The sequence below is a fragment of the Flavobacterium sp. MDT1-60 genome (assembly GCF_014844035.1).
Classification (GTDB): domain Bacteria; phylum Bacteroidota; class Bacteroidia; order Flavobacteriales; family Flavobacteriaceae; genus Flavobacterium.
The window spans coordinates 3828515-3852255 of the sequence record NZ_CP062159.1; the positions used below are offsets into that span (position 1 = coordinate 3828515).

Consider the following 23741-nt stretch of genomic DNA (forward strand, 5'->3'; position numbering starts at 1 on the left):
CAAACAGAGAACATTTACAGCAGGGATATTTTTCTGCGAATTAAAGATTCTTTATGCAATTATTCACCAAAAGGAAATATTTCATTAAGCGTAATTATATGATTGCCCTTTGGTAATACTTTTGGTGCCTTTGCTAATTTTCCAGCTAATAGATCAGTTGGCAATGGTTTAAACTTTCTAAATAAACCAATTGAATTGAATATATTTAGGATAGATCCCATAATTTTTTCACCAAATCGATCTGTGCCTTGTCTTAAAAGTAGTCCTGGTTTGAAGATAATATATTGCTCGAAATCAAGCTCTGCAATCTTATCTTCAAGTTTTCCTTTTATCTGTGAATAAAAAACCTTGCTTTGCGCAGAAGCTCCGTAAGCAGATAGTAAGACAAAAGACGGAACTCCGTTTTCTTTAGCTAATCTTGCAAAAGTTACAGGAATATCAAAGTCTATTTTCGTTTGATTTTCTTTTGAGCCGGCAGCTTTAAGTGTTGTTCCCAAACAAGAAAAAAAAACATCACCAACTATCAATTCTTTATGAGAATAAATATTAGAAAAATCAATAATTTGTTCTGTCAACTTGGGATGTCGTTTCCCTGTTGCCCTTCTGACAAAAATAGTAACTGATGTATACTCTCTATCTGCTAAAAGTTCGTCAACCAAAAATTCTCCTGTTGAACCTGTCGCGCCAATAACTAATGCTTTCATAATATAAATTTAAAAATTAAAATCAACTGTGTAAAGCTTCATGGGCTTTGCCTTACCTCTTAAAAGTATTTCATCCTGATAGGTGTATGTTATTGGTAAATCTTTCGGAAACACCTCTTTTATCGCTTCTGAAACTACAAAATCATGATGAAAATCGTTGCATTTGCATTGAATTCTGGAGGTTGTATTAAGAAGATCACCATGATAGACAATTTCCTTTTTAACTTTTCCCACCCAGGTTGTCACTGCAGTGCCCATGTGCATGCCAGCTTTAAACTTTGGGACTATATTGTAATTTTCTAAGTAATATTCCTCTTTATTTCTAATACTTTGTTTAAGAAGATAAAAACAATACAAACAACGTTCTTCTTTTAGGCCTGTTGTTGTTTTCCATGTCAGAATAATTTCGTCTCCCACATATTGATAGACTTCTGCACGTGTAGCCAAAATTGCATCTGTAAAATCATTAAATAGATCTTGCAATAATTTGCTGTAAAGAATATCTCCGAGCTGCTCAGCCAATGTAGTGGATGATTTTACATCGACAAACATAAAAATTCGCTCTTCTTCTATGGGATGATGATATCGACCCATAAAATAATTTGAAAAGAATCTGCTGCTTAACAGACTGCTTATTTCTAAAAACAGAATTAAAAAGATGGATGCTCCAAGCGAAAACAGGAAATCTTCAACCAATCGATCATTAATATATTTAATTACAGCTTCCTGATAGGAAAGCTGCCCCAACATTTCCTCAAAAATAATAACGAAAAAAAGTAAAAATAGCAATATGGTGAAGCTGTAAGTAAGTGCCTTAAAGATCATTGTTTTTATAAACGAATATTTATCAAAATTCAGAGATCTTTCAAATGTTATGACAATAAGACTGATAAAAATTCCAATCATCGTGCCGGGCAAAAGTTTTAAATAAGCGTAACCTGATCCGGCATCAGTAACTGCAGCGTAAAGTAAACCTAATAATCCGCCAGCAATGATTGCTTTAAAAATTAGGCTGTACTTTTTATAGAAAGGTATCTTTGGCAATTCCATGCAACTACATATTGATGAATTTCAAGAAACTTTCGTTCCTAATCAAAAGTAATACAGAATGTTAAGCACAACAAATTAATTACAACAATATACAAATGAATTTTGTCTGTATTAGAAAGCGGTAACAGAAATACTGCTGTTACCGCTTGCAAAAGATGATAATTATTTATATTTAAACAGTTACAGACTCTCTATATGTTTCCCAATCCGTGTAGCCATGTGATCCTAACCCATAATGCAGGTCACGATTTGGAGGAGTTAATTCCCAGTTGTTTTGTAAACGTTCTACTAAATCCGGATTCGATATGAAAGGTTCTCCAAATCCGGCAATATCAATTGTTCCTGCACTGATAAGTTCTTCTGATTTTTCCCCGTTCATACCACCTGCCAAAATGATTACACCATTATACCACGAACGAAAACGCTCGATAAAACCATCAGGCAAAGCATGGCTTCCTTTTGACAACTGATCCATTAAATGGATGTACACTATATTTCTTTTCTTTAATTCTTTGGCCAGATATTGATAAGTCGCTTCTATTTCATCATAATGAGGCAAATCTCCCAAACCTCCGTATGGTGTTAATCTGATGCCTACTTTTTTATTACCAACGGCCTCTATAACTGAGTCAATAATTTCTAATAAAAATCTTGAACGATTTTCTATATTACCACCATATTTATCTGTACGATTGTTTACAAAAGGATTTAAAAATTGTTCTACCAAATACCCATTTGCTCCATGTATTTCTACACCATCAAAACCTGCTTCAATGGCATTTTTAGCAGCATTTGTAAAATCATTTACAACATCTTTAACTTCACTTGAAGAAAGCGCTTTTGGCTTTGATGCTGGTACAAAACCTTCGACACCATTTTCATCATAACCCCAGGCCGAAGTATTTTTTGCCTGAATATCAGATGGTCCTACTGGCGTAATTCCGTTTGGTTGGTTTGAAGTGTGAGAAACTCTGCCTACATGCCATAATTGCGAGAATATAGTACTGCCTTTTTTGTGCACTGTATCCGTTACTTTTTTCCAGCCCTCAACCTGTTCTTTCGTATACAATCCGGGAATATAAAGTACTCCCTTTGCTGTTGGAGAAATTGCTGTTCCTTCAGTAATAATTAAACCAGCTCCTGCGCGTTGTGCATAGTATAACTCATTGTTTTCGTTTGGAATTCCGTCTTCATTTCTTGCTCTTGTCATAGGCGCCATTGAAATGCGATTTTTTAATTGTAAAAAACCAATCTGTGCCGGTTTAAAAATATTTGTTTTCATAATTATTTATGCTAAAAATTTATTATTATTTTTTTGATGATTTGATAGTGGAGAAAATTAGTGACTCCACTATCAAGTCTTCTGCAATTATTTTTTAATCAACCAGCTTTCAACAGCTCTTGAAAAATCTGCTACATCGATTGGATGTCTGCTTGTTACGATGTTTCCATCAGTTACAACAGATTGTTCCAGTACAGTTGCACCTGCATTTTTCAAATCAGACTGAATGTTCCAGTATCCTGTTAGTTTTCTTCCTTTTAATATATCTGCAGATGCCAATACAACCGGAGCGTGACAAATAGCAGCTATCAATTTTCCTGATTTATTGAAGTCCTGAATGAATTTAATAACGTCTTTGTCATAACGAAGGTTATCCGGATTCCAGGCACCACCCGGAATAAATACAGCATCATAATCGCTTACTTTTATCTGATCGGCAGTACGGTCAAATTTTATCCAGCCCACTGGCTGTAAGTATTGAATAGCCATTACATGTGTTTTTGACATTTCAGGAAACGCAAGTCCGTATCTTTCAGGAGCCGGATTGTATTTAGGGGCAACTATTTCTACTTCTGCTCCCAATTCTCTAAAATACCATACTGGTCCGGTCAATTCGATTTCCTCAAAACCGTCTGCTACAATAACGGCTATTTTTTTTCCTTTAAGAATTGTTTTGTCTTTTACAGGAGTAAAGAAGAAATCTTTTAAAGCTTCATTTCCTGGTGCATTTAACAATTTTGATACCGGCATAGTTACAACCGCTGTTTGAGTAGCCAATTGATTCACAACTTCTAACTCATGAGAATAATTTGTTTTCATTTCTTTCGTTTTTACTGTTACTTGAGCTTCTACATTTGCCACAGCAAGTACACTTAATATACCTGCGGCCATGATTTGTTTAATTGTTTTCATTTTCTTTAGATTTAAATATTAATAATTGCACTTAAAATTAATTTTGATTTTATTCGCGGATAAGCGGTGCAAATTCGATTAGATTGTGAATTCCGTCCTGAAAAGGCTGTTTCTTTATACTCGTGTTTAAGTAATCAATTACAGGCTGAATGGGTGGGAAATTCAGATGATATTGAAATGCCTCATTACTTCGGAATTTTTCAAAAGTCACAAATTGAGTTTTATCCTCATTTAGCTGTGATAATTGATACGTTACGACACCGGGCTCACTTCGAAATTGTGGCATTGCCGTGTGATAAACCTCTTTGAAATTTTCTTCGGTGCCGGCCTTCGCATCTACAAAAAGCATAATTGTTAACTGCTTATCTTCTGCTTTACTGGCTCTTCTCCATTCTTGTTTCGAAATGGGTTCTAAGTCTGTTACGAAGATTACTTTTGCAGGTTTAACTAAGGCTGATTTTTCTAAGGCGATTACCGCTTTTGATTTTGAATTGCTTTTGAATTTATCCAACTCTTTTTGATTGGTCCAACGCTCAAACAACCAAATTACAGCCTGATTATCTTGCTCGAAATACCCTTCTGACATGATATTACTATCATTTTGAAGCGATTCTAAAACATAATTACTTACGGCTTTTTGAAATTTCTCCTGAAATTCCTTTTTTACCTCATAACGGGTGATTTTTGCTATCATTTCCTGATTTTTAAGTTCATCAGATTTCACTTTCCCCTTAGATAAATTTTGTGCTGTTGCAAATGTGCTGCACAATACAAATAGCGTTGTAAAAATTACTAGTGAAATTTGAGAAATTGAGAGATGTGTTTTTGCTTTCATATCCTTTTTATTTAAGAGTTAATTATTTTCTTTTTAAAACAAAAACACCCAAATAATGAAACAGTAAACCTGTTCCCCACGCTGCAGTTTGCCATAAAGGCCATAGATAATTTCTGTCTGTAAAAAACCATATTAGCCATAGGGCAGGAATAGTTAATGCGAATACTAATAAGTGAATTCTAAAACCTTTTTTTGGATTGATTTGAGCAACTGTGTGCTCATTTGCTAAATGTCTCATGATGTTTGATTTTATTAATTGATTAAATTATTTAAGTTGTTTTCCTAATTGTTCTACTTTTTTTAACCACTTATTTCGTTGGCTTTCAGTCGATTTTCTCATGAAACCAAAAGTGGAAAATTTGATAGGGTCAAATCCTACGTAACCGAAAACTATATTTTTAAGGATTTGATATTGTGAGGCACGATAGATCAGATAAAACCACCATTTTGGCGTATCCATCGTAACCAGAAGTCTTAAGCTTTTTCCTTTTAAAAGTTTTTCAGGGAATATTTTTCCTGAGTGATGTTTGAATGCGAAGTCTGGCAGCAGAATTCTGTCAATAAATCCTTTGGTAACAGCAGGCATAAAGCCCCACCAGTTTGGATAAGACAGGACAACATGATCTGCCCATAAGATAAGTTCTTGCGAACGGATTAAATCTTCTTCAAGTTTTAGATTTTCTCCGTTTTTATATCCATCAGAAAGATTTACATTGAAATCTAATTGGGATATATAGATCGTTTTGCAGTTTGCTCCTGCCGCTTCTGCTCCTTTTCTGTAAGCGTCTAATAATGCATTACAAAAAGAATTTTCAGAAGGATGTCCAAGTATAAGTAGGATGTTCGTTTTCATTGCAGTTCATTTAATTTGACACTGCAAAGATTTTAAATAATGAAGAGGGGCACCTGACACAAAAGTGTCAAAAACTATTTATGTGCTAATTTTTGGCGAATTCTTGTAAGTGATTGTCTCTCAATGCCAAGAAAGCTGCAAAGATGAGAGACGGATATTCTGTTAAACAGTTCTGAATGATGTTTTATAAAATCGACATAACGCTCTTCAGCGGTTTGAAATATGAAGCTTTCAATACGGGCTTGTTGTCGTTTTAAAACTTCTTCGGCTACTAATCTGCCATATTTTTCAAAACCTGATAAGTTTTCATAAATCCATTGCAGATTTTCATAGGAAATGCAAACCATAGTAGTTGGTTCTAAGCATTGAATGGAGTATTTGCTTGGTTGTTGAGTAATAAAAGCAGGATAATGTGTGGCATACTCGCCTCCAGCATAAAAACCTACGGTAATTTCATTGCCGTTATTATCCACAAAAGAAGAACGTACTAATCCTTTTGCTATAAAGCCTAATGATTTTTGTATTTTACCCGATTGAAGAAAAAAATCTTTTTTATTTAGTTCCTGAAATGTAAATTTTGAAGCATACTGTGAGAGCCCATCTTCAGTTATATTAGGGCAAATTTCTCTAACTGATTTTAAAAATATTTCCTCTCCTGATTCCATCGTATGATCGGTTAATTTACATTTCTATCAAAACCTTACTTAAAGCACTGATGTACAATATCTAACATAATTCTAATAACATCATAACAAAAGTAAAAAAAATAGAATATTACAGCATAAAATTTTATAAATCTGCTTCGACATAAAAAATGCTAAACTCTTCGTTTAGCATTTTTTATTCTTTATTCATCCTATTTGTCTGGAAATTTCTCTTAATTCTTGAGTTTTTATACTTTATGTTTTACTTCTACAAGTCCTGTACTTTCTCCGAATATACTTTTCTGACTTTCTGAAATCATACTATGCGGATATCCCAGATCAATTGTACTTAGTTTATTAAGAAGTTCTATTTCCTGTTCAGAGAGTGTAATATTCAATGAATTCAGATTATCTACAAGCTGTTGTTCATTTCTTGGGCCTAATATGGTTACAGTTGACAATCCACTATTGTCGTGCTTTTGTCTTAACCAGGCTAATGCTATATCTAATATTTTGACTTCTTTTTCATTGGCAATATTTTCAAGCGCATTTAAAATTTCTGTTTCCCTGTTTCCATTTTCACCTTTTAGTAATGCACCACCCCAAGCCTGCTGTCTTGATGGTTCATTTTGAAGATTTGAACGGTATTTTCCTGTCAGCGTTCCGCCAGCTAATGGCGACCAAAATGCAGCACCCAGACCCAATGACTCTGCCATAGGCAGTAATTCACGGTCAGCACCTCTTTCAATAAGGTTATATTCTATTTGTATTCCTGCAACTGGTGCCCAGCCTCGAAGATCAGCCAGTAATGCCGCATTTGCGATTTTCCACGCAGGGAAATTTGAGAATCCTGTATATAAAATTTTACCCTGGCGCACTAAATCATCCATTGCTCTCATGATCTCTTCAATTGGCGTTTGTCCATCAGAAAGATGAGCCCAATAAATATCCAAATAATCGGTATCTAATCGTTTTAAACTTTGTTCGACAGAATGAATGATATTCTTTCTGCTGTTTCCTGTAGTCAATAATGTAGATCCTCCGGTAGAAAATTTAGAAGAAAGTATTAAATCGTGACGTTTCTCTTTAATAAGATTTCCAAGGATTTCTTCTGATTGTCCCACCTGGTAACCATCGGCTGTATCAATAAAATTCCCTCCCGCTTCAATGTATTTATTGAATATATTTTTTGAGGTTTCTTCGTCAGAACCATGTCCCCAACGTGTTCCAAAGTTTCCTGTTCCTAGTGCCAGTTCCGATACTCTTAGTCCGGTTTTCTGTCCAAAAATTTTGTATTTCATAATGTAAAAAAGTTTAAGTTTTATTTTGTACTAATCAGTACAAATTTGTTAAAAAAAATCACCCGATCATATCGAGATTAAATTTTATTAGAGCCGCTAAAGAAGCGTCGTTCCTATTCATTCGTCTCGTAATATTAATTCCGTTCCATAAATTAAGTAGATGGCTTCCCAGAAGTTCAGCACTTTTATCTGTTTTGATAACATTTTTGTCCTTACTTGTCTGAATGACATCAACAAATATCTTTTCTAACTCAAAAAGAAGTTTTGCTATCATTTTTCGAGTATATGCATCTTTTGCTGCCATTTCAACTAAGGCATTTCCCATGAAACATCCCTTTGCTTTATTTATATTGGCACTGTCTGAAAGTTCAAGAAAAAAAGACTTTAAGTACTCAAAAGAATTTTCGTTTTCAGCAATTTCTTTTTTCAATCTCGAAAGCAAATTAGATGCAAACTGCTGTAACGATTTTTCGTAAAGTTCTTTTTTTCCACCTTTAAAAAAAAGATAGAAACTCCCCTTTCCAATCCCCATTGCTTTTAACAATTCTTCTGCTGAAGCTGCCTCATACCCTTTCTCCCAAAAGACCTCAGCGGCTTTTGAAATCACTTCCTGTTCATCGAATATTTTAGGTCTTCCAGCCATTTTGAATTAATTATGGAACAAAGATATAATTTTGTACTGTTTAGTACAAAATATGTTTTTGAATTTAACAAAAAATTAAGTAATCACAGTGAATTTGTATTATATTTCTGTAATAATATATGATAATTCTATAAAATCTTCCTGCTTTCATTTTTTATACTTGATTGATTATCAATACAATTAAGGCTCTAAAAGTTTGATGAACAAACCCCAATCGGCAGACCCGGACAACAACTTGTTTCTATTTATGTGCAACTCCCGGCAAATGACGCTAGCTACCTACAGATCAGATTTATGGTTCAAGTGGCGACGAAGGAAATCCTTAAATAAAATCAGGATGAAGAATATAGAAGTTCATCCAACAAAAAAACTTGTTTCATGACGAAACAGGTTTTTTTGTTGACTTAATTTTTCTACTTTTTTCTTATTCCAAAACTTGTCAGAAAGTTTAAATTGTTATATTTACTTTTTTAGCTGACAAAATACACGGTATAAACATTCAATTTCTATACTGTCGGGTCAATTAATTTTAAGAAGTCATAATGGAAAAACATATAGAATCAGTAGCCTCGTTACCTCTGGAAAATAATCCAATTACATATCCTCAAATAAAGAAAGCCGATTTATTACCTGATCCGGAATCTCGTTTAGATTCTATGGAAATGAAGGAAAAACCTCTTAGTGATTCCACTATTCCATTTAGAGATTTGACAAATGCTGACACTAAAAAAGAAAGCATTCACCAACTGATTGCTAAATTGGATGTTGAAAACAGCCTTAGATATCAAAAAACAGTTGAAGATACGTATTGCAATGTGTATTCGTACGATTACTGCTATTTCTCCAAAGTATATCTCCCTACAGTCTGGTGGACAGCTGAATCACTTGAAAAAATGGCGCAAGGACAGGAAGTAGAAGCTGTTTTCGAGCAAACCGTAGACCGAATTTACTCTAGTGCCATAACCGACTGGTTTTCTGAATGGGGGCCTAATTTTGGCTGGGAAAAAATGTTTACTGCGGAGGAAATTCAGAATAAGGTAAATGAAAATGGTGGAATTGGAATCATTTGTGCTAAAAGAAGAGAAAAAGGACTTTCAGGACATATAGTTCCCGTTGTTCCGGAAACAGATTTACATAAAGCGTATCGCGAAAATGGCGTAGTGGTTTATCCGTTACAATCGCAGGCAGGAAAACTGAATTATAATTACTTTTCAGAAGTAAGAAAAGACTGGTGGAATGATGAATTATATTCTTCTTTTGTGTTTTACTATCATGAATAAATAAAGCCTACAAACCTCCTGCTCCAACATTCAAAAAAATAATTGATTTTCAGCGTGTTAACCACTTGGAAATACGATAATAAAAAACTACTTTTGCAACTTGGAAAATACAGGAATAGCGAAATGTAACAATCAGGCTATTCATCTGCTTAAATTATTGATATAAAAGTAATTAATGATCATTATAGTTTTATAAGCCCCTTTATAAAATTTTACTTTTTCATCAGTCATTCAGTTGATACAAGTGCAAAATTCCTGAAACTAAAACATACATTTCTAAAATTTTAAAAGGATACTAAAACTTTTTGAATGGAGGCGACAATTCTGCTATCCGTTAACGATTTTTTGTCTCTGGTTTTGAATCCTTAAGATCTGTGTTTCTGAATAAAAAACAACTTTATAAATTACAATAACCATAAAAGAAAATTAGTATAAATGAAAGACAATCAGACAAAAAAATATTATTGGGGAATTGGATTAGAAAACGAAACCTATATGCAATTTGAGGAATCCTTAATAGTTTCTGGTGCGTTTATACAAGAGAAAATTGGTTTTGAAAAATACAGCATCGATTATAGAAAATGCTACAAACCAGAAAGCCTGGCTTCTGTTTTGAAAAAAGCTTTTAACTCAAAAGAAAATTATAAAGTGAGCCGAATGATGAACAGTCATTCGCTGGAAAAACTCGATATTAATTATCAACACAAAACATTATCACCAATAAAACCATTAGTAGATACAGAAAATGGTGAAGTGATCGCAGAACCAATTGAGAATCCTGACTATTTAGGAAAATCAATTATGGAAATTTTCCTTGAAGATCAGCCATACAACATTCAGAGTATGATTACCCAAAGAAACAAAACGATGGGTTCCGTACATTTTGATGGTGATTCTATCGAATTTGTAACAAAGTATTTTGAAAATAGAACAATAGCTGATTCTTGCAAGGAACTAAAAGCAACGAAAAAACTATTTCTGGATAAAATAAATGAATCATCTGTATTAAACGGAAAATTAAATTTTCCTGATTATAACAATGGCCTGAATATGTTCATGACGAATCAGGAAAACCTGGTTTTGTTTAATAACGGAACATACCATTTTCATATTACATTGCCTTCTTTAACTGAAGACAGCCGAATTGTAGATTACAATGATTTTGAAAAAACACACGCCAACGCTATTTACTTATTGCAATGGTTTGAACCTTTCTTTATTGCCACTCTTGGAAGTCCGGATATTATGGGCGTGATCAGCGACAAATACAGTCTGGACAAAAAATTCACTTTGGGTTCGATGCGAAATGCAATGTCACGATACATAGGCGTAGGAACGTACAATAAAGCAATGCCAAAAGGTAAAATTCTAACCTATAACGTAGATAATTTTAGAAAACTGCTAAAATTTGAAAAGGAAGAAAACATTTGGTGGCGCGATCAGATTGAAACTGAAATGGAATATGAAATGCTTTCAGAAGTAGGTCTTGATTTTAATCAGGAAAAAATGTACCAAAGCGGTTTTGAATTCAGAAGTTTTGATGAGTTTCCTGCAGAATATTTAAATGATGTACTTTTTTCAATTATTTTGATTTGTGAGCATTCTTTAAACCTTCCTGATGTTCAATGGGGTCATGACAGCAAAGCCTGGAATAATTTAGTTTTTAAAACGCTGAAAATGGGTTATGCAACTGAAATTACTGAAGAGGAAAAGAAAGAAGTTTTAGATTTATTGCAATTATTGAATCCGTCAGATGACAATTATAACGTTTTAAAATCTGAATTTGAGGCCATCACAATGCTTGACGAATTTTTCTTTAAAATTCTGTCTGTTTTACACGATAAGTACAAAGACAACAACATTTGCCTTGATGCGATGTACGGGCAAAAAATAACTGTTGCACCAAAATGGGACAACTTCAATAAATACCAAACTGAAAGACATTTAAAGCAAATTGGCGCGTTTTGCGATAATTAGAAGTCAACTGAATATATATGCAAAAAGCCCATTCCTTTCGGTTTGGGCTTTTTTTAGTCTTACAACTTGCGTTATTTTATATTTAATTGCCCAGAACGGCTTTTAATGAAATGTATTTATCTAAACTTTTAAAATCATGCCCTTTTCCTTTCATCGATTTAATAAAAGAAGGTGTCGCACCAACTGCTTTTGCTCCCACTACATCATTCAGATCCAAATCATTAAAACCAAGATCTTTATATTGTACTATTAATTCAGGAGTTACATTTAGAGATTTCAAAGCAAATAAATCTTCTGTTTTGATGTTTTTATAACCTGCTTTCTCAAAACTATTTATATATTCAGGCGTTACATTTAATGATTTCAAAGCCATCAAATCATCGTTCGAAAGATCATTATAGCCTATTTTTTTGAAAGAATCAATAAAGGCCTGATCAATGTTTAATGATTTAAATGCAATAACATCGTCGTCCGCATCATCTGCATCATCTGCATCTTTGTTATTCTTTTTCGAGTTAACAGAACTGTGAAAATCCTTAATATATTTCGCATCAATTCCCTGAGATTTTAATGCAATAATATTACCGGGACTAAGATCTTTGTAACCAGATTTACGAATCTCTTCAATGTAGGCTTTGTCTATTCCCAATGATTTAAAAGGAACCAGATTATCTAAATCAATATCAGGAATTGCTTGTTTAATTGAAGTAATATAAGCTTCGTTTACATCTAAAGCAGCCAAGGGAATAACCTGATCTTTGTCCAGATTGTTGTAGCCCTTTTTCTTGAGCATTTGCACATAAGATTGTTTGACGTTAATCATAAAGAAAACCATAAGATCTTCATCGTCTTTAAGATCAATTCCTTCTTTATGCATCGCTGTACTATAGTCTTTGTTGGCCGTAAATTTATAGGTTCCCATTCCTTTGTCGCCTTCGAATTTACCAATGAAAGTCATAGTTCCGGCTTCGCGGGTCAATGTAAAAGTACCTTGTTTGTCTCTCGGAAGGTCCTTAAATTCATTCAACTGAAAAGTACTGTTAGAATTATCATTCTCGTCGCTTTTAAATTGAACATTTACGGTAGTGCCTTTTATTGTAGCAAACCAATTTCCTTCTGTTTCCATTCCGCTCTGAATGTTTGAATGCTTTTCTTGTTTCTCTTCTTTTTCTTTGGAAGCCAGGGTTTGACTTTGCGCTGCCGGTTGATTAAAAAGGCAGGCAAACAGCACCATAATTGGCACGAGGAAAAAATATTTCCAGGTGGTGTGCACGTTTGATTTTTTTGAGTTCATCATGATGATTCGTTTTTTTAATAATGATTGATTATAATTAGTTGTAAGACTCAAAGGGAATTGTGGCGCCGCTACTTTAAGAAGACTGAATTGATAACTTTCTTTCTCCACGGTTTCCTGCTGCAGCATTTGATTATCTGTCAGGAATTCAAGATTGGTTTCTAAAGCTTTTCTCCATTGCCATGCAAAAGGATTGAACCACTGAAAAACAAGAACCATCTCTGCAAGCAGAAGGTCAATGGTATGTTTTTGCTCAATATGAATTTTTTCATGCAGCAAAATCTGATTGTAAGTTTCCCACTCATATTTTTCAGGATTGATAAAAATGTTGTTGGCAAAAGAACAAGGCGCTTTATCACCCGTAATTTCAACAATACGGAATTTTCCATCCTGAATAACCGACTTGGAATAGGCTCTGTAAAACAATAAAATGGCCTGCATCAAAAAGTTAAGAGCAAAAACTATTACACCAAACCAATATAGATAAACCAGCAACTGAGTAAATGATTCAATATTGATCCATTGTTTGGTTTCTTCAATAAGAGTTGGTTGCACAGGTTGTTCTTTTAAAGTTGTAACTGTACTAGTATTCACCGGAGTTTTCACCTCTATAACAGATTTCTCTACAGGAAGTTTTCTAAAAGATAATTGCTGAGGAACAGGAACTAGAGGCAAAATAAAAGCCAACACCATGCAGGAAAGCAGTACAAACCTGTTTAAATGAAAGAAAGTTTCTTTCTGCAAAAGCAATTTGTAAAATACCAAACAGGAAGAAAGAATGAGGGCTGAGTATAAAATGTAGGGTATCATTTGGTATCATTTTTAATAATAGTTACTATTTCATCCAAATCCTTTTCTGTCAGTTTTTGCTCTTTGGCAAAAAAGGCCAGCATTCTAGGGTAAGAATTATCAAAATACTGACTAACGATATCCTTTAGCGCAAACTGCTGGTACTCTTCCCTACTGATAACCGGAAAAAAGCAATGCATGTTCCCTGCAGTTTCGTGATTCAGGAAACCTTTTTCTTCCAATATCTTCACTATTGTGGCAACACTATTATAGTGTGGTTTCGGATCTGGTAATAATGGAATAATATCTCTTATGAAGGCTTTGTTCAAATCCCAAAACACCTGCATGATCTGTTCTTCTCTTTTCGCTAGTTTTATCATCGTTTACAAATTTTGACGCAAGATACTACTAATTAATTAGTATACAAACTAATTTGTTAGTATTTTAACTAATGTATTAGTAATTAGGTCAAATTTGAAGGATGTAAAGTATATTACTTAACTGATTTACAACACTATAAACAAAACAAACCCTATTGAATTTATATTTTTTTTTATAAAGAAATGTCAATCTTGCAAAACTAAACTCCCATTATATAAAATAACATAACCACAAAATTGCTTATTTTTATGTTTCCTTACTTTTTAAAATCATTTAACGCTGCACCGGATTATTAATGAATCTAAACAAATAAATTATGAGCGACATTGCAAAAAGATTTCCGGAGAATCCCCTTTTGATGCCTAAAGATTTGCAGGCAAGTAGCGAAGAATTACAAATTATCAGTCTTTTGAATCCGGGAGTTTTTGTTTTCGAACAAAAAACATGGCTATTGGTAAGGGTTGCAGAAAGCATTGCACAAAAGGAAGGTGTTATTTTTTTTCCTGTGGTAAACGCCTTAGGCAAAATCGAAATTATTGAAATACCGCTTAACGATCCTGATTTGGTTGCTACTGATGCCAGAATAATTCAATATAAAGGACTTGATTATTTAACCACACTCTCCCATCTTCGACTGTTATGCAGCGATGATGGCATTCATTTTTATTCACCTGAGGGATTTAATTCTCTTGTAGGTTCCGGAATATTGGAACAATTTGGTATCGAAGATGCCAGAGTTAGTTATATTGATGATACGTATTACATTACTTATACGGCAGTTTCATCCAACGGTGTGGGAGTTGGAATGCGTACCACCAAAGACTGGAAAAATTTTGAAACAAAGGGCATGATATTTCCTCCGCATAATAAAGATGTTGCCCTTTTTGAAGAAAAAATAAACGGCAAATTTTATGCTTTACATCGCCCATCCAGCCCGCAGATTGGGGGAAATTATATTTGGCTGGCTGAATCTCCGGACGGGATTCATTGGGGCAATCATCAATTCCTTGTTGGTACACGAATGGGACTTTGGGACAGTGCCAGAGTTGGTGCCGGAGCTGCTCCAATAAAAACAGATAAAGGATGGCTCGAAATCTACCATGGTGCAAACGCTGAACATCAATATTGCCTTGGAGCATTTCTTATGGATCTCGAAGATCCATCAAAAGTAATTGCCCGTACAGTCGAACCCATAATGAGTCCAAAAGAAAATTATGAATTGAGCGGCTTTTTCGGGTATGTAGTTTTTACCAATGGTCATATTGTAGAAGGTGATAAAATCACGGTATATTACGGAGCTGCAGACGAATTTGTGTGTGGTGCCTATTTTTCAATTAAAGAAATTTTAGCAGCCCTGGAGATCTAATCTCTTACAAAAATCTCGTTTTTAGTTTACGAATTTTATAACTTCTAAATTTAATTATGTAAGTATTCCTCATTAGTATTTGTCAATTTTGATAGAAACAAATACTAAAATGAAAGACTATTTACGCAACAACGGTTTATGTATCTGCTTTTTAGCACTTTTTATAGCGGCACTAATTGGTCAGATAATTTTTGGATTTGAAGAACACAATAAAGAGCTTATAGAAGAAGGCAGTGCTGCTATCCATCTTTCTGCCTATTTCCTTTCAGGACATTTCATTCAATCTACTTTTGAGAATTGGGAAAGCGAATTTTTACAAATGGCCATGTTTGTTGTCTTCACTATTTTTTTAATGCAGAAAGGCTCATCCGAATCCAAAGATCTGGATAAAGACGAGGAGGTCGACAGAGAACCTTCTCCTAGCCGAAAAGATGCGCCTTGGCCTGTAAAAAAAGGCGGCTGGATACTAAGTCTTTATAAACATTCCCTCACTATTTCTTTGTTATTGCTATTTGTGATTTCTTTTATACTTCATTTTTATGGAAGTTTAAAAGATGAAAATGAGCAATTAGCATTAAAAGGATTGCCTTTAGAATCTGTCTCTGATTATATGGGAGATTCCAGATTTTGGTTTGAATCTTTTCAAAACTGGCAAAGCGAATTTCTCTCTGTTTTTGCCATCGTAATGCTTTCTATTTATTTAAGGCAAATTGGCTCCCCACAGTCCAAACCTGTAAATGCACCTCATATGGAAACAGGTGAATAACAGGGTATTAAATAATGTTTTAACTTAATGGTAATTGTACAACCTTAAAAAATAATCTTATAAGTGGTTCGCAAATACATAAAGTAAATTTGGAATCATTGAATATTAAAACATATAAACAATTGATATTCCGATGTTAAACTATTTAAAAACTCCAAAAAATTAAATCAAAATTCACAGTATATGAAAAATTTCCAAGACGAGAAGCAGCGTGATTTATTGCAAAATAAATCTGATGGAACTAACAAATTCCTGACTACTGACCAGGGTGTTAAAATCAATGACGATAATAATTCGCTGAAATCCGGCGACAGAGGCCCTTCACTACTAGAAGACTTTATATTAAGAGAAAAAATCACCCATTTTGACCATGAAAGAATTCCGGAAAGAATTGTACATGCACGTGGTTCAGGAGCTCATGGTTTTTTTGAAGTGACAAACCCAATTCCGGAATTAACAAAAGCCGGATTTTTAAAAGAAGCCGGATTAAAAACACCTGTTTTTGTCCGATTTTCAACTGTTGCCGGTTTTAGAGGTTCAACCGATCTTGCCAGAGACGTAAGAGGTTTTGCTGTTAAATTTTATACTCAGGAAGGTATTTACGATTTGGTCGGAAATAATATTCCGGTATTCTTTATTCAGGATGCCTCAAAATTTCCGGATCTTGTTCATGCCGTAAAACCGGAACCACACAACGAAATTCCGCAGGCAGCGTCTGCTCATGATACCTTTTGGGACTTCATTTCCCTAATGCCTGAATCCATGCACATGATTATGTGGGCCATGTCTGATCGTGCGATTCCAAGAAGTTATCGAATGATGGAAGGTTTTGGAGTGCATACTTTCAGATTAATAAATGAAGCAAATGAATCTACTTTTGTGAAATTTCACTGGAAACCAAAATTAGGAACTCATGCTGTAGTTTGGGATGAAGCCCTAAAAATTTCAGGTAAGAACCCTGATTTCCACAGACAAGATTTATGGGAAGCTATTGAAAACGGGAATTTTCCTGAATGGGAATTAGGTGTACAAATCATTCCACAGGAAGATGAACACAAATACGAATTTGATTTACTAGATCCTACCAAAATTGTTCCTGAAGAACTTGTACCGGTGAAAATAATCGGTAGAATGGTATTGAACAAAAATCCCGACAACTTTTTTGCAGAAACAGAACAGGTTGCTTTTCACCCTGGGCATGTTGTTCCGGGAATTGATTTTACCAATGATCCGTTACTTCAGGGAAGATTATTCTCTTACACCGATACACAGTTATCAAGATTAGGAAGTCCGAATTTTCACGAAATTCCAATCAACAGAAGCGTTGCACCGGTTCACAACAACCAGCGTGATGGACATATGCGCCAGGAAATTAACAAAGGCCGTGTAAGTTACCATCCTAATTCACTTGGTGGAGGATGTCCGTTCCAGGCAAAAATTGCTGAAGGTGGTTTTTCAAGTTTTAATGAACGTGTAGACGCTCATAAAGTGCGGGAAAGAAGCGAAAGTTTTGCAGATCATTTTGGTCAGGCAAAATTATTCTTCAACAGTCAGACACCTACAGAAAAAAGCCATATTGTAAGAGCATTGCGTTTTGAACTTGGAAAAGTTGAAACAGTTGCAATTAGAGTGAGAATGCTGGGGCTTTTATCTCGGGTAGACATGCAATTAGCAGAAAAAGTGGCTGAAGGATTAGGTACTTCAGTTCCTCCTATTCTTGAAACTCCAATAAACAAGGGGGTTTCTCCGGAAAACGAAATGGGAAATCAGGAACCACGTTCAATAGATTCATCAGTTAAATCTTCTGATGCGCTTTCGATGATCAAAAATCCAACAAATTCCCCAACAATTGCATCGAGAAAAGTGGCTATACTTTGTGCTGATGGTGTTTCTGCAGCTTCAGTAATGAATATGAAAAACATATTACTAAAAGAAGAGGCTAAAGGATTTGTAATTGCTAAAAATCTAGGATCTGTTGTTACAGACGAAGGTGGTGCAATTCCGGTCGATTTTAGTTTATTAACTACATCATCAGTACTTTTTGACGCCGTTTATATTCCACATAGTGAAGGCCTAAATGATTTGGCACAAAATGACGATGTGCTTGAATTTTTAAACGACGCTTACAAGCACTGTAAGGTTATTGGTGCCGATGGTCAGGCAATTGGTATACTAAGCGAAACACCGTTTGCTTCTAAACTTAATAATGATGATTCTGGCATTATTTTATACAGCGATGCTGCAACCGAAACATTTGCACTCGATTTCATTAACGCTATGGCCAACCATCGTATTTGGGAACGTGAAGAAAATTTATACAACTAACACTAAATTATAAATCATATGAAAAATTCAGATAAAACAACTCCGGTTAATACAAATAGTAAAAATAATATCGTAGCGCCTTCTGCCGATGCCGCTTCGGAATTAAAAGATTTCTTTATTGACAGTCTTAAAGATATTTATTGGGCAGAAAATGCACTTGTCAGTGCTTTGCCAAAAATGGCTTCCAACGCTACATCAGCGACACTTACGAGTGCTATTTTAGAACATCTTACTGTAACGGAAAACCAGGTAGAAAGATTGGAGAAAATTTTCGAACTGCTTGGAGAAAGTGCGGAAGGAAAAAAGTGTGAAGCTATGGCCGGGCTCCTTAAAGAAGGAGACAGTATTCTTCAGGAAACGGTTCCGGGAGCTGTACGCGATGCAGGTATCATTGCAGCATCGCAAAAAATTGAACACTATGAAATTGCGTCATATGGTACTTTATGTGCCTTTGCAAAAACACTTGGAGAAAATGACGTTGCAAAATTATTGACACAAACGCTGGCTGAAGAAAAAGAAGCCGATTGTGTGCTTAATGATGTTGCATTAAACAGTGTAAATATGGTGGCGGCAGAATAATCCGGGACATTCTGTTGTTATTTACTTTCATTAAAAAAACATCTGTACAAAAGTGCAGATGTTTTTTATTATTCCTGCTTTTCATTTGAAAACCATTAAAAAAAGCAACTCATCAACAAAATACATTGGACTATTGGCTAATTATTTCAAGATCAATAGTTTTCAAAACATCAATAAACTGCAACATGCATAAAACGGCTCTGTTTTTGATAATCAATTCAATATATAGACAATAAATAAAAGAATTAAATGTTTATGTTAATAGGTTAAATCTAATATTAACTTGTATTTAAAATAATAAAAAAGTATGAAAAAGATTTTGTTTTTAGTTGTAATGATTGGTATTTCGCTGCATGGATTTGCACAAGATGAGCTTAAAAGAAAACAGCAATCAATCCAACCTAAAAATTCAGAAAATAAAGAAGTTATTCCGCCAACCGAAGCTCCTCCAACTGAAGAGCCATTGCCTCTTTCAAAAGAGCCGGTTGTTTTGAAAATTAATCCGGAAGAGCTTTTCAACAATAATGTACTTTATAAAAAAGAAGCTAATGTAGAAGGCATTTTTTATAGACGAAATGAATATTTAGGAGGTTTTGTTACGAAAGCTTTTACGTCAACAATTCGTTACAGAGATGCTGCTTTTGTCGACGGAGATAAGATTAAAGTATATCTGAATGATAAAGTGATTGAGCCACAAGTATTACTGGATGGAGAATATAAGGGATTCAAGATAAATTTGGTAAAAGGAATAAACAAAATTGATTTCGAAGCTTTGAATGAAGGTTCTGCTTCACCAAATACTGCTGAATTTCAGGTTTATGATGATAAAGGAGTTGTAATCGAGTCAAGCCAATGGAATGTTGGTACCGGTTACAAAGCGGTTATTATTTTGTATAAAGAATAAAAGTATAATATTCGGTCAGAATTATTTATGGGAACAAAGTGAAAAGATCTTTGTTCCCATTTTTATTTTTAAGACTGGTCCTTTTTATAAAAAACATACTTTAATTGATCTCTATTGTAAATCAAATATTTATACAAATAATTTTATTCTTTTTTGTAAATTTGAAAGACCCCTTTATTAGAACCAGGCTTTATAACTTTATTTTTTCAGGAAAATAGATTTGAAAAGTGAAAAGTAATGGCCTTTTAATAAAAGTTTAAGTTTTTTTTCGTTAGCAAAATCACTAACTTGTATTAAACTATTAATACACAGTTAATCTTATTTCAAAATAGATATGCTTCTAAATTTATCTAAAAAGAATTATACAGTAAAATAGCTGAAGTCATTTTATCAGTTATAGATAAATGTGTTGACTTTATTCTAACAAAAACTAAAAATATGCGAGTACCCATCATTAGAAAAAACATAGTATTTACACCAGATTCCAAAAGAGTCGTTGCCCGTTATTTTATGAATGGCGACGAACGAACCCAACAAATGGTGATGCGGATAATGATATTGGATGAAAAACAGGTTTTAGAAACTTTAGAACAAACACTTCGTGAATTTGCAAGGCGACACCGAAATATTTCAAGCATATTTTTAAAACATTGCGAAAAAGTAAGACCTGTAATCGAAACGATGCAACTTGATTATGATGCCATATCCCTAGATCGAAAGATGCTTATAGGTTCTTACTGTACCATGGAATATGCTATTGAATCTGCCGCTATTTTTAATCCCTCAATAATAGAAGATTTTGATCAGACAGGATTAGAAATGGGAGAAAAACGTGTCATTCTTTCTTTTAGAGCAACGGGTGAAGGTCATATTTCGTCAATTGTTTTTAGAAGAGGAATTCTGGATAGAAACAACAACCTTCAGGTAATGAAGATTGGACACCATATTGACAAAGCAGAAATCGAACACAAAACCTTGTACAACAAAGAGCGATTCCTAATGAAATTGTATGAGATGCATACTGATGATAAATACATCGCCCAAATTATGCAGGACTTGCCAGATGAATTTGAGTATGCTATCTTAAAAAGTATGGTAAAAACCAGTTTAAGCGACCCATCAATTAGTCAGGACAGAAGAACAGCCCTTGAAGAAATAATCTGGCTGGCCAACTCCTTTTATGATTTGTCATTCAAACATGATTCTGATATCACAGAACGTGTTATTTTTCCGATATCAGAGTCTGAAAGCCGGGGTATCGAAGATGCCCGTTTTGTTCGTTTTGATGATGATCATGATGATTCTCATCGCGTAATGGCCACTTACACCGCTTATAATGGTCACACTATACTTCCTAAACTGATTTCAACCGAGGATTTTTATACTTTTCGGGTAATGCCTTTACATGGTGTCGGTGCTCAGAATAAAAATCTGGCATTATTCCCAAGAAAAATAAAAGGTAAATATGCGATGCTTTCCCGCATTGATGGTGTTAACAACTACATTATGTATTCTGACAGGGTTACCCAATGGAATACTCCTATCCTGCTTCAGGAACCGCGTTTTGCATGGGAATTCACACAAATAGGAAACTGCGGATCACCACTATGGACAACAGAAGGTTGGCTTGTTATTACGCATGGTGTTGGTACAATGCGACGTTATTGCATTGGAGCTTCCTTATTTGATCTTGATGACCCGTCTAAAGAAATTGGAAGATTAAAAGAACCTTTACTTTCACCTCTGGAAGACGAACGTGAAGGGTATGTTCCGAATGTGGTCTATTCTTGTGGTGCTATTATTCATAACAATAGCCTTATTTTACCTTATGCCGTATCTGATTATTCCTCTACTTATGCAGTAGTAGATTTAGTAGATTTATTAATGGCTTTAAAGAGTAGTAAATAGATTCTTAGCTTTTTTAAGTTTATAAAACAAATGCCATTTCGATATGAAATGGCATTTTTGTTTTTTTATTTATTCATAAGAAATAAATTTTATTCAATAGTAGTTTCCGGATCAATAATTTCTGGTTGGCCCTCTGTATAATGATGATCATCCAGCCAGGCAATAAAAAGTTTATACCCAATTGAAAAAACAATTGGACCGACAAACAACCCAATAAATCCTGACATTATAAATCCGCCAATAACTCCCAAAAAGATCACAAGCATGGGTACCAAAGCGCCTTTTCCTAATAAAAGTGGTTTCAGGACATTATCAGAAAGTCCGCTTATGATAAAAAATATGGTCCAGCCAATTGCATAACCCGAATCTCCTGTAGAAAAAAGATATACAATTACGCCGATATTTATGATAATTGGCCCGATCTGCAAAATGGAAAATACCAGACAAATCAAAGTTAATATTCCTGCATATGGAATATCGGCTAAAAACAACCCAAAAGCCTGAATGAGAGTCTGAATAATAGCTACTCCCAAAATTCCTTTTACAACCTGATAAATAGTAGAAACTGAGATCGTCATTATTTCGTCAGCTTTGTTTCCTGCAATCTTTTTTAGAAATTTCATAAACAAATTCTTTGCTCCCGGCGAGACCAACAAAACTCCCGCAATAATAACCGAAAGGATAAACTGCAAAAAAGCTATTCCTGAACTCAATATACTCCCCATAATTTTGGTAGAAAATTCCTTTATCTGATCCTGATATTTAATTACACTCTGTTGCAAATCTGTTGAGGCAGAATCCAAAAACTCATAAAGAGGTTTTCCTATTACAGGCCATTCTTTAATAGAAGGCCCTGGCGGACTAACTTTAAGGGTTCCGGCCTCAAATTGGTTTTTCAACTCTAAAAAATTAGATGTTGCTGCTTTCAAAGCATAAACAACAGGCAATAACATTACCGCTATAATTGTAATTGTAATAATTACAGCTGCCAAAGTTTTTCGTCCTTTTAATATTCTTTGCAGAAAATTAAATAAAGGATAAAACGCTACAGATAATATTACTGCCCAAAGAATGGGCATAAAAAAAGGCATCAGCAATTTTAGACAAAAACCGACAACTAAAAAGATAAAAAATAACTGCAAAATAGTGTCAAAGAGTTCTTTCCGTTTATTCACATTCGAATTTTCCATTTTTATTTTGTTTTAGATAAATAATTGGTTTTATAGGTTTGTTCATTATTTTTTTAAGGAGAAGTTGGCGTCAGAAACCAATCTTCCTATTAAGATTACCGGATACAAAACTCCCGTCAATACCTCCATCTGAACCAGAGAACGAGCCAGAGGATGAAGTGGTACAATTTCCCCATAGCCAGTCGAGGTAATCGTGATGTAACTGAAATACATAAAATTGGCCTGATCACTACTAATTTCAAATGGAGAAACTGCTATCTGAAAAGAACCTTCTATATGTTTAAAAAGGAATAAATACACCGTACACCAAAGATTCACCAATAGCATGTAAACGACAATAGAACCTATTATACGATAAGCCGTGACTGGCCCTGGCTCTAATACTTTGACCAAAACCAATCCGATTAAAAGTAACATTATAGCAATAGAAAAAAAGAGATCTGCAAATACAACAATGACATTTGTCTGAAAAAAATCAATCCATTGAACCATTAAAAAAAGAAATGGAATAACAGAAATACGCAGCACTTGTCTTTTATTTCTTGCCAATGAAATAATTCCTGCAATAATAAATAACATCCAAAAAATATTGACAACTATCATAAAACGAGTATAACTGCCAAATAACGGAATCACAACAAAATGCATAATACAAAGCAATAATAACATGATGCTAAGCCCACTTTCCTGAGTCCATAAACGATATAAAAAGCGATCTTTTTTTAGTTTCATCATAACTTCAATTGTTAATTAAACAA

The 23741-nt window shown here is 34.3% G+C and carries 22 protein-coding genes; 8 read left to right on the forward strand and 14 right to left on the reverse strand.

Features of this window, described 5'->3' with window-relative positions:
• Window positions 1-59: 59 nt before the first annotated feature.
• The 10 genes from IHE43_RS15955 to IHE43_RS16000 form a co-directional block, all read right to left on the reverse strand.
• A complete protein-coding gene (locus tag IHE43_RS15955) occupies window positions 60-704 on the reverse strand; it encodes an NAD(P)H-binding protein (protein WP_192184817.1) in 645 nt (214 codons plus the stop codon).
• A 9-nt stretch (window positions 705-713) separates the two neighbouring features.
• The gene (locus IHE43_RS15960) at window positions 714-1754 is read right to left on the reverse strand and encodes an adenylate/guanylate cyclase domain-containing protein (protein ID WP_192184818.1); all 1041 of its coding nucleotides are present in this window, start codon (window positions 1752-1754) and stop codon (window positions 714-716) included.
• A 172-nt stretch (window positions 1755-1926) separates the two neighbouring features.
• Window positions 1927-3036 (reverse strand): alkene reductase, encoded by a 1110-nt coding sequence (locus IHE43_RS15965; protein ID WP_192184819.1) that lies wholly within the window; start codon window positions 3034-3036, stop codon window positions 1927-1929.
• 87 nt (window positions 3037-3123) lie between these two features.
• Window positions 3124-3948, reverse strand: a complete 825-nt coding sequence (locus tag IHE43_RS15970; RefSeq protein ID WP_192184820.1) for a DJ-1/PfpI/YhbO family deglycase/protease — start codon at window positions 3946-3948, stop codon at window positions 3124-3126.
• Window positions 3949-3997: 49 nt separating this feature from the next.
• A complete protein-coding gene (locus IHE43_RS15975) occupies window positions 3998-4783 on the reverse strand; it encodes a putative quinol monooxygenase (RefSeq protein ID WP_192184821.1) in 786 nt (261 codons plus the stop codon).
• A 22-nt stretch (window positions 4784-4805) separates the two neighbouring features.
• Window positions 4806-5021 (reverse strand): 2TM domain-containing protein, encoded by a 216-nt coding sequence (locus IHE43_RS15980; protein ID WP_192184822.1) that lies wholly within the window; start codon window positions 5019-5021, stop codon window positions 4806-4808.
• Between the two features lie 27 nt (window positions 5022-5048).
• Window positions 5049-5636, reverse strand: coding sequence for an NAD(P)H-dependent oxidoreductase (locus IHE43_RS15985; RefSeq protein WP_192184823.1), 588 nt, complete (start codon window positions 5634-5636; stop codon window positions 5049-5051).
• Window positions 5637-5710: 74 nt separating this feature from the next.
• Window positions 5711-6301, reverse strand: a complete 591-nt coding sequence (locus IHE43_RS15990; protein ID WP_192184824.1) for a Crp/Fnr family transcriptional regulator — start codon at window positions 6299-6301, stop codon at window positions 5711-5713.
• A 227-nt stretch (window positions 6302-6528) separates the two neighbouring features.
• The gene (locus IHE43_RS15995) at window positions 6529-7581 is read right to left on the reverse strand and encodes an aldo/keto reductase (RefSeq protein WP_192184825.1); all 1053 of its coding nucleotides are present in this window, start codon (window positions 7579-7581) and stop codon (window positions 6529-6531) included.
• 58 nt (window positions 7582-7639) lie between these two features.
• Window positions 7640-8224 (reverse strand): TetR/AcrR family transcriptional regulator, encoded by a 585-nt coding sequence (locus IHE43_RS16000; RefSeq protein WP_192184826.1) that lies wholly within the window; start codon window positions 8222-8224, stop codon window positions 7640-7642.
• Between the two features lie 542 nt (window positions 8225-8766).
• Here IHE43_RS16000 and IHE43_RS16005 point away from each other — a divergent pair.
• Both IHE43_RS16005 and IHE43_RS16010 read left to right on the forward strand, forming a co-directional pair.
• Window positions 8767-9504 (forward strand): hypothetical protein, encoded by a 738-nt coding sequence (locus IHE43_RS16005; protein ID WP_192184827.1) that lies wholly within the window; start codon window positions 8767-8769, stop codon window positions 9502-9504.
• Window positions 9505-9939: 435 nt separating this feature from the next.
• A complete protein-coding gene (locus tag IHE43_RS16010) occupies window positions 9940-11481 on the forward strand; it encodes a hypothetical protein (protein ID WP_192184828.1) in 1542 nt (513 codons plus the stop codon).
• An 82-nt stretch (window positions 11482-11563) separates the two neighbouring features.
• Here IHE43_RS16010 and IHE43_RS16015 read toward each other — a convergent pair whose 3' ends face one another.
• Together IHE43_RS16015 and IHE43_RS16020 are read right to left on the reverse strand one after the other, a co-directional pair.
• Complete coding sequence (locus IHE43_RS16015; RefSeq protein WP_192184829.1) at window positions 11564-13585, reverse strand: M56 family metallopeptidase; 2022 nt, start codon at window positions 13583-13585, stop codon at window positions 11564-11566.
• Complete coding sequence (locus tag IHE43_RS16020; RefSeq protein WP_056184902.1) at window positions 13582-13944, reverse strand: BlaI/MecI/CopY family transcriptional regulator; 363 nt, start codon at window positions 13942-13944, stop codon at window positions 13582-13584. The genes IHE43_RS16015 and IHE43_RS16020 overlap by 4 nt, the downstream gene beginning before the upstream one ends.
• A gap of 317 nt (window positions 13945-14261) precedes the next feature.
• Here IHE43_RS16020 and IHE43_RS16025 point away from each other — a divergent pair, with 317 nt between their 5' ends.
• The 6 genes from IHE43_RS16025 (at window position 14262) to IHE43_RS16050 (ending at window position 21793) form a co-directional block, all read left to right on the forward strand.
• Window positions 14262-15311, forward strand: coding sequence for a glycoside hydrolase family 130 protein (locus tag IHE43_RS16025; protein ID WP_192184830.1), 1050 nt, complete (start codon window positions 14262-14264; stop codon window positions 15309-15311).
• Between the two features lie 109 nt (window positions 15312-15420).
• On the forward strand, window positions 15421-16077 hold the full coding sequence (locus tag IHE43_RS16030) for a DUF6766 family protein (protein WP_192184831.1): 657 nt from the start codon (window positions 15421-15423) through the stop codon (window positions 16075-16077).
• A 183-nt stretch (window positions 16078-16260) separates the two neighbouring features.
• Window positions 16261-18402 (forward strand): catalase, encoded by a 2142-nt coding sequence (locus tag IHE43_RS16035; RefSeq protein WP_192184832.1) that lies wholly within the window; start codon window positions 16261-16263, stop codon window positions 18400-18402.
• 18 nt (window positions 18403-18420) lie between these two features.
• Window positions 18421-18981, forward strand: a complete 561-nt coding sequence (locus tag IHE43_RS16040; protein ID WP_192184833.1) for a ferritin-like domain-containing protein — start codon at window positions 18421-18423, stop codon at window positions 18979-18981.
• Window positions 18982-19288: 307 nt separating this feature from the next.
• Window positions 19289-19885 carry a hypothetical protein gene (locus IHE43_RS16045; RefSeq protein ID WP_192184834.1) on the forward strand — a complete coding sequence of 199 codons (597 nt, stop codon included), beginning with the start codon at window positions 19289-19291 and terminating at the stop codon, window positions 19883-19885.
• 438 nt (window positions 19886-20323) lie between these two features.
• Entirely contained in the window at window positions 20324-21793 is a 1470-nt protein-coding gene (locus tag IHE43_RS16050) for a glycoside hydrolase family 130 protein (protein WP_192184835.1), read from the forward strand.
• An 89-nt stretch (window positions 21794-21882) separates the two neighbouring features.
• Here IHE43_RS16050 and IHE43_RS16055 read toward each other — a convergent pair whose 3' ends face one another.
• Together IHE43_RS16055 and IHE43_RS16060 are read right to left on the reverse strand one after the other, a co-directional pair.
• Entirely contained in the window at window positions 21883-22983 is a 1101-nt protein-coding gene (locus IHE43_RS16055; RefSeq protein ID WP_192184836.1) for an AI-2E family transporter, read from the reverse strand.
• Between the two features lie 45 nt (window positions 22984-23028).
• The gene (locus tag IHE43_RS16060; protein ID WP_192184837.1) at window positions 23029-23718 is read right to left on the reverse strand and encodes a two pore domain potassium channel family protein; all 690 of its coding nucleotides are present in this window, start codon (window positions 23716-23718) and stop codon (window positions 23029-23031) included.
• Window positions 23719-23741 lie beyond the last annotated feature (23 nt).

Excerpts from the sequence above, each read along its gene's own strand:
- IHE43_RS15955 (WP_192184817.1), bottom strand. The coding sequence starts at position 704 with ATGAAAGCATTAGTTATTGGCGCGACAGGTTCAACAGGAGAATTTTTG.
- IHE43_RS15960 (WP_192184818.1), bottom strand. The coding sequence starts at position 1,754 with ATGGAATTGCCAAAGATACCTTTCTATAAAAAGTACAGCCTAATTTTT.
- IHE43_RS15965 (WP_192184819.1), bottom strand. The coding sequence starts at position 3,036 with ATGAAAACAAATATTTTTAAACCGGCACAGATTGGTTTTTTACAATTA.
- IHE43_RS15970 (WP_192184820.1), bottom strand. The coding sequence starts at position 3,948 with ATGAAAACAATTAAACAAATCATGGCCGCAGGTATATTAAGTGTACTT.
- IHE43_RS15975 (WP_192184821.1), bottom strand. The coding sequence starts at position 4,783 with ATGAAAGCAAAAACACATCTCTCAATTTCTCAAATTTCACTAGTAATT.
- IHE43_RS15980 (WP_192184822.1), bottom strand. The coding sequence starts at position 5,021 with ATGAGACATTTAGCAAATGAGCACACAGTTGCTCAAATCAATCCAAAA.
- IHE43_RS15985 (WP_192184823.1), bottom strand. The coding sequence starts at position 5,636 with ATGAAAACGAACATCCTACTTATACTTGGACATCCTTCTGAAAATTCT.
- IHE43_RS15990 (WP_192184824.1), bottom strand. The coding sequence starts at position 6,301 with ATGGAATCAGGAGAGGAAATATTTTTAAAATCAGTTAGAGAAATTTGC.
- IHE43_RS15995 (WP_192184825.1), bottom strand. The coding sequence starts at position 7,581 with ATGAAATACAAAATTTTTGGACAGAAAACCGGACTAAGAGTATCGGAA.
- IHE43_RS16000 (WP_192184826.1), bottom strand. The coding sequence starts at position 8,224 with ATGGCTGGAAGACCTAAAATATTCGATGAACAGGAAGTGATTTCAAAA.
- IHE43_RS16005 (WP_192184827.1), top strand. The coding sequence starts at position 8,767 with ATGGAAAAACATATAGAATCAGTAGCCTCGTTACCTCTGGAAAATAAT.
- IHE43_RS16010 (WP_192184828.1), top strand. The coding sequence starts at position 9,940 with ATGAAAGACAATCAGACAAAAAAATATTATTGGGGAATTGGATTAGAA.
- IHE43_RS16015 (WP_192184829.1), bottom strand. The coding sequence starts at position 13,585 with ATGATACCCTACATTTTATACTCAGCCCTCATTCTTTCTTCCTGTTTG.
- IHE43_RS16020 (WP_056184902.1), bottom strand. The coding sequence starts at position 13,944 with ATGATAAAACTAGCGAAAAGAGAAGAACAGATCATGCAGGTGTTTTGG.
- IHE43_RS16025 (WP_192184830.1), top strand. The coding sequence starts at position 14,262 with ATGAGCGACATTGCAAAAAGATTTCCGGAGAATCCCCTTTTGATGCCT.
- IHE43_RS16030 (WP_192184831.1), top strand. The coding sequence starts at position 15,421 with ATGAAAGACTATTTACGCAACAACGGTTTATGTATCTGCTTTTTAGCA.
- IHE43_RS16035 (WP_192184832.1), top strand. The coding sequence starts at position 16,261 with ATGAAAAATTTCCAAGACGAGAAGCAGCGTGATTTATTGCAAAATAAA.
- IHE43_RS16040 (WP_192184833.1), top strand. The coding sequence starts at position 18,421 with ATGAAAAATTCAGATAAAACAACTCCGGTTAATACAAATAGTAAAAAT.
- IHE43_RS16045 (WP_192184834.1), top strand. The coding sequence starts at position 19,289 with ATGAAAAAGATTTTGTTTTTAGTTGTAATGATTGGTATTTCGCTGCAT.
- IHE43_RS16050 (WP_192184835.1), top strand. The coding sequence starts at position 20,324 with ATGCGAGTACCCATCATTAGAAAAAACATAGTATTTACACCAGATTCC.
- IHE43_RS16055 (WP_192184836.1), bottom strand. The coding sequence starts at position 22,983 with ATGGAAAATTCGAATGTGAATAAACGGAAAGAACTCTTTGACACTATT.
- IHE43_RS16060 (WP_192184837.1), bottom strand. The coding sequence starts at position 23,718 with ATGATGAAACTAAAAAAAGATCGCTTTTTATATCGTTTATGGACTCAG.